Below are 12,401 nucleotides of genomic sequence, written 5' to 3'. Positions count from 1 at the left end.
ACGGGGGCGTAGCTCAGCTGGGAGAGCGCTTGACTGGCAGTCAAGAGGTCAGGGGTTCGATCCCCCTCGTCTCCACCCGAGCATTGAATGAGGCTCCAACGCAAGTTGGGGCCTTTTTTCATATAGGCACACAAGGTCAAAGGCGGCACCATGATCCTCCTGGTCGACAAGATCGTGCGTTGAACGGGTGCCGCGTGCATGGTAGTATTTCACGACGTGGTTCATAACGTTGGAAGTAGTTCTTCCAACCCAACCGCGACAACTACTTTATAAGGGCTCTTGGCGCAACGGTTAGCGCAGGGGACTCATAATCCCTGGGTTCTGGGTTCGAATCCCGGAGGGCCCACCAGGTTTTTCAACAGGCCAGGCAATATGTCTGGTCTGTTTTCTTTTACATCGCAGTGGTTTTCACATACAAATAGCGTGTCTGCTCACTTCCGAGCGCCCTCGGTCGGCTGTGCGCGATGCTGCCGCCACGGAACCGGCCCATCTACTACGTTTAGCCCCGGCCCCTCGACCATACCCCGTATTTCGCGAAAACCGCAGGCCGTCTACCTGCGGTTTTATTTTTACCCGTGACGCCATGGTCGGGGGATGCCGCCCAAACGTAGTAGATGGGCCGCATCCGTGGCGGGAGGTCCCCGGGGGTGCCCGGGCGGGTGCCGGGAAGGAGGGCGACGGCCACGCCGCCGGCCCCTCGTTCTTGGGGCCCGTCCCGCATACGCGCTCGCGCCGCCGAAAGTTTTTCCAAAATTGTCCTTGCATCGGCGGGGGAGTTCCCGTATAGTACTTCTTCGCACGGGGGCGTAGCTCAGCTGGGAGAGCGCTTGACTGGCAGTCAAGAGGTCAGGGGTTCGATCCCCCTCGTCTCCACCCGAGCATTGAATGAGGCTCCAACGCAAGTTGGGGCCTTTTTTCATATAGGCACACAAGGTCAAAGGCGGCACCATGATCCTCCTGGTCGACAAGATCGAAAAAAGCTTCGGCGCACGCGTCCTCTTTAGCGGCGCGTCATTCCAGATCAACCCCGGCGAGCGCTTCGCGCTTGTGGGACCCAACGGCGCCGGCAAAACCACCATGCTCAAGATCATCATGGGTATCGACAGCCCCGATGCCGGCCAGGTCCAGTACGCCAAGGACTGCCAGGTGGGCTACCTGGAACAGGAAACCAACCTGGAGCAAAAGGACACCGCCATCCTTGCCGAGGTCATGGCCGCCGCCAAGGAAATCCGCCGCATGGGCGAGCGCGCCAACGAGCTGCAGGCCCAGATCGCCGAGCTCTCCGAGCAGGGCAAGGACGTCGACGCCCTCCTCAACGAGTACGGCCAGGTCCAGGACCGCTTTGAGCATCTGGGCGGTTACGAACTCGAGAGCAACGCCCGCAAAATCCTATCCGGCCTGGGCTTTAAGGTCACCGACTTTGAGCGCCCTTGCTCCGAGTTCTCGGGCGGCTGGCAGATGCGTATCGCGCTCGCCAAGCTCTTCCTGCGCCACCCCGACCTGCTGCTGCTGGACGAGCCCACCAACCACTTGGACCTCGAAAGCGTCCAGTGGCTGCGCGGCTTTATCGCCAACTACGACGGCGCCGTCCTCATCGTCAGCCACGACCGCGCCTTCATGAACGCCTGCGTCGACCATGTCGCCGCACTCGAAAACCGTCGCGTGACCACCTACACCGGCAACTACAGCAGCTACCTTAAGCAGCGCGAGGACAACCTGGAGCAAATGCGCGCCAAGCGCGCCGCCCAGGAGCGCGACATCGCCCACATGCAGGTCTTCGTCGATAAGTTCCGCTACAAGCCCACCAAGGCCGCCCAGGCCCAGGAGCGCATCCGCAAGATCGAGCAGATCAAAAAGGAGCTTGTCATCCTGCCCGAGGGTCACAAGCACATCGACTTTAAGTTCCCCGACCCACCGCGCTCCGGCGACATGGTCGTAGGGCTCGAGGGCGTGTCCAAGTCCTACGGCGACAAGCACATCTACAGTGACATCGACCTCAAGCTCTACCGCGGCGAGCATGTTGCGCTCGTCGGCCCCAACGGCGCCGGCAAGTCCACGCTCATGAAGATCCTCGCCGGCCTGGAGCCGCCCACCACCGGCACCCGCGACCTGGGCACCAACGTGGGCGTCGCCTACTACGCCCAGCACGCGCTCGAGGGCATGACCGAGTCCAATACCGTCCTCCAAGAGATCGACACCGTCACGCCCAAATGGACCGTGCCGCAGCAGCGCAGCCTGCTGGGTGCCTTCCTGTTTAGCGACAACGATTCCATCGAGAAGCAGGTACGCGTCCTCTCCGGCGGCGAAAAGGCGCGTCTGGCCCTGGCAAAGATGCTCGTGGCCCCCGAGGCGCTCCTGTGCCTGGACGAGCCCACCAACCACCTAGACATCGACTCGGTGGACATGCTCGAGAACGCCCTGCAGAACTTCCCCGGAACCATCGTGCTGATCAGCCACGACGAGCACCTGGTACGCGCCGTTGCCAACCGCGTCATAGACATCCGCGATGGCAAGGTCACGGTCTACGACGGCGACTACGACTACTACCTCTACAAGCGCGAGGACCTCGCAGCCCGCGCCGCCGCCGAGGCGGCAGGGGAGAGTGCACCGGCCACGGCCAAGTCCACCAAAGCCTGCGCCGCCCAGGCCGACACCCCCGCAGCTGCCCCCAAGCCTGCCGAGGGCAAAAAGACCAAGGAGCAAAAGCGCGCCGAGGCCCAGGCCCGCGCTGCGCTCAACAAAAAGCTCAAGGGCGTGCGCAACCATCTCAAGAAGATCGAAGCCGAGCTCGACAAAAAGCGCGCCCGCTATGACGAGCTTATGGAATTGATGGCAAGCGAAGAGCTTTATGCCGATCAGGACAAGTTCAACGCCGCGCTGGGGGAATATAACGGCCTTAAGCAAGAGCTACCCAAGCTGGAGGACGAATGGCTGGAACTTTCCACCCAGATCGAAGAGGAGACCGCGCGTGAACTCTCGTAAGGCCGCTGCCGTGGCGATGAGCATCACCGCCATCGCCTGTCGCATCTGCGGCATCTTCATGAGCGCGATGACCGTGCTGCTGTGCTTCAGCGGCCTGACCGCCAAGCTGCAGATCGTGGGCTTTGTCGTCGAGCTTTCGCGCGCACTGCCGAGCGCCATCGCCGGCTACGGCGTCATCACCTCACCGTTTGGCGGCGTCTTCCGCCTGGATTACGCCATCGTCGCTGTGGTTCTGTTTGTAATTGACTACCTGCTCACGCGCGCCTCGCGCCGCGTCCGCTAGGGGAGTGCCATGTCCAGCAGCTACCTCATGAACCTGCTCGCCAGCGCGGTCGCCGTCATCCTGGGCATCGTGATCCACGAGAGCGCGCACGCCGCCGCGGCCTGGGCACTCGGCGATAAGACGGCTCGCTCGCGCGGCCGCGTCTCGCTCAACCCGATCAACCATATCGACCCGTTTGGCACCATCATCCTGCCGCTGCTCATGCTCGCAGCCGGTGGCCCGGTGTTTGCCTTCGCCAAGCCCGTGCCCGTCTACCTCAACAACCTTAAGCACCCCAAACGCGACGAGGTCCTGGTGAGCGCGGCCGGCCCCGCATCGAACATCGCGCTCGCGTGCCTGGCCGCAGCCCTCATGCACCTGGCCTATGGCAACCTCTATGTCAGCATGTCCTTTACCGTGGCGTCGCAAATCATGAACTTCGGTGCCACGTTTATCGTGGTCAACCTGTCGCTCGCGTTCTTCAACCTCATCCCGATCCCGCCGCTTGACGGCTCGTCGATCATCGTGCCCTTCCTCAAGGGCAAGGCGCTCAACAACTATTACCGTCTGCAACAATACGCTATGCCCATCCTCATCCTTGTGCTGTACCTGCTGCCTATGTGGACCGGCATCGACGTAATCGGCCGCTATTTCGACGTTACCGTGTATCCGCTCGCTGAGCAGCTGCTTAACTTCGCAATCGCCGGCATCTAAGGTAAACTAACAGGTCGACCATGCAAAACGGTCGTAACATGCACCCAAACCGCGCCGCGAAGGCGCCGTCAAAGGAGGTCGAAGATGTCGTATCGCGTGTCGACGCAGGTCTACAGCGGACCGTTCGACCTGCTGCTGCAGCTGGTAACCCGTCAAAAAGTAGACATCGGCGCCATCTCTATCAGCGAGGTGGCCGAGCAGTACCTTGCCGAGGCCGAGCGCATCGAGGCGCTGGACCTAGACGTGGCGAGCGACTTTTTGCTGGTCGCGGCAACCCTTTTGGACATCAAGGCCGCCTCTCTGGTGCCGCAGGAGGCCCCGCACAAAGTCGATGACGACGATGACGAGTTCGACGAAGACCTCGAGGAACTCAGCGCGCTCGACGGCGACGCCTTGCGCGAGGTCCTGATCCAGCGCCTGATTGCCTACAAGCAGTTTAAAGGCGCGGCTGCGGCCCTCGGTGCCCGCATGCAAGCCGAGAGCCGCATGCACCCGCGTGTGGCCGGCCCCGATCCCGAGTTCCTAGGCCTTATGCCCGACTATCTGGCCGGCATTACCCTGCGCGGTCTCGCTGTCATCTGTGCCGACCTGGACGGCAAGCGCCAAACCTTCCTGCTGGAGGCCGAGCATGTGGCACCGCATCGCGTGCCGCTCGACCTGACCGTGGCCTCAGTCGACCGCTTTACCATGGCGCACCAAACCTGCACCTTCCGCGAGCTACTGGACGGCGATGCCACCACCGAGCAGCTCGTCGTCACCTTCCTGGCCATGCTCGAGCTCGCCAAGCGCGGCTCGCTCACGCTGAGCCAGGACGAGATTTTTGGAACCATCCGCATCAACCGCGTCGAGGGCGCCGGGGCCTATGTGCCCGGCGAGGGCCCCGAGCTCACCGAATAGGAGCCGCAACCATGTCAACCCTTTCCACGCTGGAGGCAAACAGCCTCAAAGGCGCCCTCGAGGCACTGCTGGTGGTGTCGAGCGACCCGGTGAGCGCGCCCGCGCTGGCAGGCGCGCTGGATATCGCCCCCGGCGAGTGCGCGTCGCTGCTCGCCGAGCTCAAGGTTGAGTACGAGGAGGCCAACCGCGGCTTTCAGCTGCGCGAGGTCGCCGGCGGCTGGCGCCTGTTTACGCACCCCGCCTACCACGACGTGGTCGAGGCCTATGTGCTGAGCTGGGACACGCAAAAACTTTCGCAGGCGGCACTCGAGACCCTGGCCGTCATCGCATACCACCAACCCGTGACACGCGAGGTGGTGAAGGGCATCCGCGGCGTCAATTCCGACGGCGTCATCGCGTCGCTCGTGGACAAGGGTCTGGTGCGTGAGCTCGGCCGCGATCCCCAGCGCGGTCAAGCCATCATCTACGGCACGACCAACGCCTTCTTGGAAAAGTTCGGCCTGCGCTCAACCCGCGACCTGCCCGACCTGGAGCAGTTTGCCCCCGACGAGCAATCGCGTCAGTTTATCCGCGAGCGCCTGAGCGGCCGCAGTATTCAGTCCACGCTCGAGGAGCAGGCCGAGGACCTGGACGAAGAGCGTGAACTGCTCGATACCGATGTTGAGGCAGTCGAAGATGAGGGCACCCTGGTCGTCGACGAGACCTCGGAGGATTTACATGACGAGGACTAACGAAGCAGGGGAGACGCGCACCGCCGGCGTCCCGGGCGCGCCCGGGACCGACGCCCAGCCCGTCTATCCGCACACTATGCGCCTGCAGCGCTTTTTGGCGCGCGCGGGCGTGGCGAGCCGCCGCGGCTCGGAGGACCTGATGACCGCCGGCCGCGTGACCGTCAACGGCCAGGTCGCGACCGAACTGGGCACCAAGGTCGACGTCGACCGCGACCATATCGAGGTCGACGGCATGCCCGTCAAGCTCAACCAGGGCGCCGTGTACCTGATGCTCTATAAACCGACCGGCTACCTCACCACCATGAGCGACCCGCAGGAGCGCCCTTGCGTGGCCGATCTGGTCCCCCGCGACCGCTTTCCGGGACTTTTCCCGGTGGGTCGTCTGGACCGCGACACCACGGGCCTTTTGCTCTTTACCACCGACGGCGACCTGTCGCAGGACCTGCTGCACCCCAGTAAGCACGTCTACAAGACCTACCAGGCGCTGGTGGACGGGCAGCTGGCCGACCGCGATCTAGACCCGCTCCGCCGTGGCATCGAGCTCGACGACGGCCTATGCCAGCCGGCAATCTGCCGCGTCATCACCGCGCGCGAGGCCGAGGCTGTGGCGCCACAGGGCGTCAAGCCCGACACCACCGCCGTGGAGGTCATTATCCGCGAGGGACGCAAGAACCAGGTCAAGCGCATGCTGAGCAAGATTCATCATCCGGTGATCCGCCTGCATCGCTGCAACTTTGCCGGCCTTGAGCTCGAGGGCGTGGCCAAGGGCTCGTGGCGCGAGCTCACCGACCGCGAGGTGCAGATCCTCAAAAGCGGTGGCATCCTGCCCAAGCAGGCGAGCGCCAAGCGCAACAGCGGCAAGCCCCAAGACACGCCCGCGGCACGCACGCGCCACCATGGTAGCCACGGCTCCGCGCCCAAGCGCAACACCTACCGCGAGCGCTACACGGGCTAGGCGATCCGCCAAGCAGCAGCGCCCGCGTCCCATACCAGCACGTCAACCACCGAAAGGAAGCATTGCATGATCGTCGCCATCGACGGCCCCGCCGGTTCCGGCAAGTCCACTATCGCCAAGGAGATCGCCCGCCAGCTGGGCTTTAACAAGCTCGACACGGGCGCCATGTATCGCGCCGTCACCTTCGCCGCGCTCGACCGCGGCATCGACCTGGATGACGAGGCGGCCATCGACGCCCTCGCCGAGCAGATCGAGATTCGCTTTACCAACGGCACCGGCGAGGACACGCGCCTGACCATCGACGGCCAGGACGCCTCGGCTGCCATCCGCACCCCGCAGGTGGACGCCAACGTCTCCAAGGTCTCGGCCTACCCGGGCGTGCGCGCCGCCATGCTTATCCATCAGCGCCGCGCCGCTGAGGACCGCGACATTGTCGCCGAGGGTCGCGACATCGGCACCGTCGTGTTCCCCAACGCACAGGTCAAGGTCTTCCTGACCGCCGACCCGCGCGAACGTGCCCGCCGTCGCGTGCTGCAGCGCCACCAAAACGACGCCCAGCCCCTCACCGAAGAGCAGCTCGAGGCCGAGGTCGACGAGACCCTCGATGCCCTCAAGCAGCGCGACAAGCTCGACAGCAGCCGCGAGGTCGCACCGCTCGTGCCTGCCGAGGACGCCGTGCACGTCGACTCCACCGCCCACACCATCGACGAGGTCGTCTCGATAATCGAGGACCTCATCAACCAAAGGAGGTAGCCCATGCGCCTGTTTAAGCAGACGCCCGAGGATTACTACAACGCCCCCTACGCCGAGTTCCCAGCGCTCATCCGCGGCACCGTTGCCGTGGTCATGGGCATCCTGTGGGCCTTCTCCAAGCTCATGTGGCGCTGGAAAGTCGAGGACAGCGACTTGCTGTTTGAGCGCCAGGAAGGCCGCGGCAGTGTGGTCATCTGTAACCACACCTCGATGGCTGAACTCTTGGCCGTGGAGACGGCACTGTTCTTTAGCGGCCGCCGCATTCGACCTATCTTTAAATCCGAGTTTGCCACGAGCAAGATCGTGCGCTGGGCCTTTAGCCGTGTGGGCGGTATTCCCGTCGAGCGCGGCACCGCCGACATGAAGTGCCTGCGCGCCGCCCAGCATGCGCTGCAGCGCGGCGAGGACGTCCTGATCTTCCCCGAGGGCACGCGCATCCGCTCGCGCGAGATCAAGCCCGAGGTCCACGGCGGATTTGCGCTCATCGCTCAGATGGGCAAGGCGCCCGTCAACCCGCTCGCCATCTGCGGCTGGTCCGATATCACGCCTGCGGGCAAAAAGCTCATGCGCCCCAAAAAGTGCTGGATCCGCGCCGGCAAGGCCATCTCACTATCCGATGCGCCGGCTGAGCTCAAGCGCAAGGAACGCCTGGCCTGGTTTGAGTCCGAGGCCATGAACCGCGTCTACGCCATGCGAGACGATCTATGCGACGAGCATCCGGGCAGGTTCTAGCCATGAGCGAGAACGTGACGAACACCGCCGCGACTGCGTCCGACCAGGCCACCGCGCCTTCCATCGAGATCGCCGCCCACGCCGGCACTTGCTACGGCGTACAGCGCGCGCTCGACATGGCGCTGGCCGCCGCGCCGCAGGCAGGGGAGAGCACTCAGGTCCATACCTTGGGTCCGCTCATCCATAACCCCATCGTGGTACGCGAGCTCGCTAAGGCAGGCGTTGGCTTGGCCGAGAACCTGGATAATGCCGCAACTGGCACCGTGATCATCCGCGCCCACGGTGTGGTGCCGCAGGTCATCGATGCTGCCCGCAAGCGTAGCCTTAACGTCGTCGACGCCACCTGCCCTTACGTCAAGAAGGTCCACGTGGCCGCCGAGCGGCTGGTGCGCGAGGGCTACCGCGTACTCGTCGTGGGCGAGCCGGGCCATCCCGAGGTGGAGGGCATCCTGGGCCACGCTGGTGATAACGCGCAGGTCGTGAGTTGCGCTGCCGATGCGGACGCGCTGCCGCTCAAGGGCAAGGTGGGCCTGGTTGTGCAGACCACCCAGACCGCGCAGAACCTCGCCGAGGTCGTGGCCGCCATCACCCCGCGCGTGCAGGAGCTGCGTGTGATCAACACGATCTGCGCCGCCACGAGCGAGCGTCAGCAGGCGGCCGCATCACTGGCCAACCGCTGTGATTGCATGGTCGTTGTGGGCGGAAAGAACTCGGGCAACACCCGCCGCTTGGCACAGATCTGCGCCGATGTCTGTGAGCACACGCATCACATCGAGGAGGCAAGTGAGCTCCAGGCCGCGTGGTTTACCGACGCTCACCACATCGGCATCACCGCCGGAGCCTCCACCCCGCAAGAACACATCGAGCGCGCCGTCACGCGCATCAAGGAGCTTTGCCGCTAATCATGGACCAGACCGTACCCGCATACGCCGCCGAGGTGGCCGATTACGGGCGCAGCCGCGACCCCGAGCCGGGTGAGGGCGCGCTCGTAAAGAACGTGCGTCCCGAATCGCCCGCGTGGGATGTGGGTATCGAGCCGGGCATGCGCGTACTTACGGTCAACGGCGAGCAGCTTACCGATATGATCGTGTGGCTCTGGGAGGCAGATGACGACACCGTCGATCTGGAGGTATTCGACCCGCGCGACAACAGCGTCACCCCCGTCGAGCTCGACCGCTTCCCGGGCGAAGACTGGGGGCTAGAGTTCGACGGCCCCATCTTCGATGGCATGCGCACCTGCGTAAACGCCTGCGTGTTCTGCTTTATGACGATGCTCCCCAAGGGCGGCCGTTCAACGCTCTATATTCGCGACGACGACTATCGCCTAAGCTTTTTGCAGGGCAACTTCGTCACGCTCACGAACCTCACCGACGAAGATGTTCAAAACGTCATCCAACGCAACATGAGTCCCATGAACGTGTCGGTCCATGCCGTGAGCCCCGACGTCCGCCGCCGCATGATGGGCCGCAACGCCCAGCGAGGCATGGACGTGCTCGAAGCCATCATGGCCGCCGGCATAGAGATTCATGCGCAGATCGTGTTGTGCCCCGGCATGAACGACGGCGAGGAGCTGGAAAAGACCCTGCGCTTTTGCGAGGAGCACGAGCAAATCACCAGCCTGGGCATTGTGCCGCTCGGTTTTACCAAGCATCAGAACCGTTTTAGCTGGTCCTACAGCGACAAACCCGAGCTGGCGCGCGAGACCATTGCCATGATCCGTCCCTTCCAGGACCGTGCCTTCGAGCGCTTTGGCCGCCACACCTTCCAGATGAGCGACGAGTTCTACTTGGATGCCGGCATCGAGCCGCCCGAGGCGGACTTTTACGACGGCTACCCGCAGTACTACGACGGCATTGGCATGATCCGCTCGTATCTAGACGAGACCGACGACGTGCTTGCCGCCGACGCCGAGCGTCTGGCCCGCGTCCGCGCTGGCATCGCCGAGCGCAACCAGCGCCTTCTATGCCTCTCGGGCGCCAGCGCACGCGACACGGTGGCCCGCTTTGTGGAGTCGCCGCATGGCCTCGGCGGTACCGTCACTGCCATCAAGAACCGCTACTTTGGCGGCAACGTGGACGTGACCGGCCTCATCGTCGCGTGTGACATTCTGGAGCAGCTGCCCCAAGATCTGTCGGGGGTTATGCTCTTTGTGCCTAAGCTCATGTTCAACGCTGACGGCATGACGCTCGACGAGTATCATCGTGACGATTTACTCGCGAGCCTTACCAGTCGCGGCGCCGAGGTTCATGTGGTATCGACCATGCCGCATGAGCTGCTCGATACCCTGGAGCATATCCTTGGCATTGTGCCTGCCGACTCTACTAATTCCACTGACCCTACCCATTAAAGGAGAGCAGATGAAACCTATCGTCGCCGTCGTCGGACGCCCCAACGTGGGCAAGTCCACGCTCGTTAACCGCCTGGCCCAGACCTCGGACGCCATCGTCCACGAGTCCCGCGGCGTCACGCGCGACCGCTCGTATCACACGGCCGATTGGAACGGTCGTGAGTTCACCATCGTCGACACGGGCGGTATCGAGCCGCTCAAGAGCGACGACGTGTTTGCCACGTCCATCCGCGACCAGGCGCTCGCCGCCGCCGAGGAAGCCGCCGTCATCCTGTTTGTGGTCGACGGCCGCACCGGCGTCACCGAGGAGGACGAGTCGGTCGCCCGCATGCTCAAGCGCTGCGACAAGCCGGTCTTTCTGCTGGTGAACAAGCTCGACAACCCCGATCGCGAAAACGACAGCATCTGGGAGTTCTATTCGCTCGGCATCGGCGAGCCCACGCCGCTCTCGGCCCTGCATGGCCACGGCACGGGCGACCTGCTCGATGACATCGTGGCCCTGCTTCCGGAGGAAGAGGACGAGGTCGCCGATGAGTTCCCCGACGCGCTGAACGTCGCCATCATCGGCCGTCCCAACGCCGGTAAGTCGTCGCTGTTCAACCGCATCCTGGGCGCCGACCGCTCTATCGTGTCCAACATTGCCGGCACGACGCGCGACGCCATCGACACCGTCGTGGAGCGCAACGGCAAGCACTACCGCATGGTCGACACCGCGGGCATTCGCAAGAAGAGCACCGTGTACGAGAACATCGAGTACTACTCCATGGTCCGCGGCCTGCGCGCCATCGACCGCGCCGACGTGGCGCTGCTCGTCGTCGACGCCTCCGTGGGCGTTACCGAGCAGGACCAGAAGGTCATGGGTCTTGCCATCGAGCGCGGCTGCGCCATCGTGGTGCTGCTCAACAAGTGGGACCTGCTCGACGATGACCGCAAGCGCGAGGCCTGCATGGAGACCGTCGACCGCCGTCTGGGCGTCATGGCTCCCTGGGCCCAGTACCTGCGCATCTCAGCCCTGACCGGCCGTAGCGTCGAGAAGATCTGGTCGATGGTCGACGCGGCCGAAAAGACGCGCTCGCAAAAGATCAGTACCTCACGCCTCAACACGTTCCTCACCGACCTGCGCGAGTTCGGTCATACCGTGGTGGACGGCAAGCGCCGCCTGCGTATGCACTACGTGACCCAGACGGGCGTCAACCCGCCGACGTTCACGTTCTTCGTCAACCACAGTGACCTGGTCAACGACACCTACCAGCGCTACGTGGAGAACCGCATGCGCTCGACCTTCGACTTTGCCGGCACGCCCATTCGACTCTTCTTTAGGAAGAAGGAGCAAAAGGATGCATAATCCGATTCTTCTGACCGCCATCTGCGCCGTGGTCTCGTTCTTTATCGGGGCGATTCCGTTCGGTCTGATCCTGGGCCGCGTGTTCAACCACACGGACATTCGTAAGGCGGGCTCCGGCAACATCGGCACCACCAACGCCCTGCGCGTGGCCGGCCCCAAGGTGGCCGCGCTCACGCTGCTGCTCGACTGCCTTAAGGGCGCCATCTGCGTCCTTATCGCGCGTCCGCTCATTGCCGACTTGGGCTATGGCTTCCCCGTGAGCATTATGGCCCCCGGTGCCACCGGCGACTGGATGCTCGGCGTCATCTGCCTGGCAGCCGTGTGGGGCCATATCTTCTCGCCCTACCTCAACTTCCATGGCGGCAAGGGCATCGCAGTTGGTCTGGGCGTCATCCTCGCCTGGTACTGGCCCATCGGACTTTCGCTGCTGGGCATGTTTATCGTGGCCGTCGCCATCACCAAGTTTGTGTCGGTGGGCTCGCTTGCCGCTGCCATCGGTCTTCCCATCGCTGCTTGCGCGGTCTTTCCGTATAGCAGCCTGGGACTTAAGTTTTGCATGGCGCTGATCGGCATTACCGTGGTGTGGGCCCATCGTGCGAACATCAAAAAGCTCATGACGGGTAAGGAGTCCAAGCTCTCGTTTACCAAGCGCGTCACCGAGCCCGACGATAAGTAGGAGAGAG

General features: G+C 63.6%; 12 protein-coding genes and 3 tRNA genes. All 15 read left to right on the top strand.

What is annotated here, in order from left to right; genetic code table 11:
• The first annotated feature begins 2 nt into the window (after positions 1-2).
• Positions 3-75, top strand: a tRNA-Ala gene (locus ABCN01_RS03040).
• 198 nt (positions 76-273) lie between these two features.
• Positions 274-349: transfer RNA gene (locus tag ABCN01_RS03035), tRNA-Ile, on the top strand.
• Between the two features lie 451 nt (positions 350-800).
• Positions 801-873 (top strand) — tRNA-Ala (locus ABCN01_RS03030).
• Positions 874-948: 75 nt separating this feature from the next.
• The gene (locus tag ABCN01_RS03025) at positions 949-2,982 is read left to right on the top strand and encodes an ABC-F family ATP-binding cassette domain-containing protein (protein ID WP_342996819.1); all 2,034 of its coding nucleotides are present in this window, start codon (positions 949-951) and stop codon (positions 2,980-2,982) included.
• On the top strand, positions 2,969-3,265 hold the full coding sequence (locus tag ABCN01_RS03020; RefSeq protein WP_342996818.1) for a hypothetical protein: 297 nt from the start codon (positions 2,969-2,971) through the stop codon (positions 3,263-3,265). Before ABCN01_RS03025 ends, ABCN01_RS03020 begins: the two co-directional genes overlap by 14 nt.
• A gap of 9 nt (positions 3,266-3,274) precedes the next feature.
• Complete coding sequence (locus tag ABCN01_RS03015) at positions 3,275-3,958, top strand: site-2 protease family protein (RefSeq protein WP_342996817.1); 684 nt, start codon at positions 3,275-3,277, stop codon at positions 3,956-3,958.
• Between the two features lie 84 nt (positions 3,959-4,042).
• Positions 4,043-4,855, top strand: a complete 813-nt coding sequence (locus ABCN01_RS03010) for a segregation and condensation protein A (protein WP_342996816.1) — start codon at positions 4,043-4,045, stop codon at positions 4,853-4,855.
• A gap of 11 nt (positions 4,856-4,866) precedes the next feature.
• Positions 4,867-5,586, top strand: a complete 720-nt coding sequence (gene scpB / locus ABCN01_RS03005; RefSeq protein ID WP_342996815.1) for an SMC-Scp complex subunit ScpB — start codon at positions 4,867-4,869, stop codon at positions 5,584-5,586.
• Positions 5,573-6,541: a pseudouridine synthase gene (locus tag ABCN01_RS03000; RefSeq protein ID WP_342996814.1), complete on the top strand. Its 969-nt coding sequence runs from the start codon at positions 5,573-5,575 to the stop codon at positions 6,539-6,541. The genes scpB and ABCN01_RS03000 overlap by 14 nt, the downstream gene beginning before the upstream one ends.
• A 66-nt stretch (positions 6,542-6,607) precedes the next feature.
• Complete coding sequence (gene cmk, locus ABCN01_RS02995; RefSeq protein ID WP_342996813.1) at positions 6,608-7,294, top strand: (d)CMP kinase; 687 nt, start codon at positions 6,608-6,610, stop codon at positions 7,292-7,294.
• Between the two features lie 3 nt (positions 7,295-7,297).
• A complete protein-coding gene (locus tag ABCN01_RS02990; protein ID WP_342996812.1) occupies positions 7,298-8,026 on the top strand; it encodes a lysophospholipid acyltransferase family protein in 729 nt (242 codons plus the stop codon).
• A gap of 2 nt (positions 8,027-8,028) precedes the next feature.
• Positions 8,029-8,928 (top strand): 4-hydroxy-3-methylbut-2-enyl diphosphate reductase, encoded by a 900-nt coding sequence (locus tag ABCN01_RS02985; RefSeq protein ID WP_342996811.1) that lies wholly within the window; start codon positions 8,029-8,031, stop codon positions 8,926-8,928.
• 2 nt (positions 8,929-8,930) lie between these two features.
• Positions 8,931-10,373 carry a DUF512 domain-containing protein gene (locus tag ABCN01_RS02980; RefSeq protein WP_342996810.1) on the top strand — a complete coding sequence of 481 codons (1,443 nt, stop codon included), beginning with the start codon at positions 8,931-8,933 and terminating at the stop codon, positions 10,371-10,373.
• Between the two features lie 10 nt (positions 10,374-10,383).
• Positions 10,384-11,718 carry a ribosome biogenesis GTPase Der gene (der, locus tag ABCN01_RS02975; RefSeq protein WP_117769693.1) on the top strand — a complete coding sequence of 445 codons (1,335 nt, stop codon included), beginning with the start codon at positions 10,384-10,386 and terminating at the stop codon, positions 11,716-11,718.
• Positions 11,711-12,394, top strand: coding sequence for a glycerol-3-phosphate 1-O-acyltransferase PlsY (gene plsY / locus ABCN01_RS02970; RefSeq protein ID WP_342996809.1), 684 nt, complete (start codon positions 11,711-11,713; stop codon positions 12,392-12,394). Before der ends, plsY begins: the two co-directional genes overlap by 8 nt.
• Positions 12,395-12,401: the final 7 nt, after the last annotated feature.

This window comes from Collinsella aerofaciens (assembly GCF_039062365.1).
Classification (GTDB): domain Bacteria; phylum Actinomycetota; class Coriobacteriia; order Coriobacteriales; family Coriobacteriaceae; genus Collinsella.
This window is presented reverse-complemented; position numbering and strand designations above follow the sequence as displayed.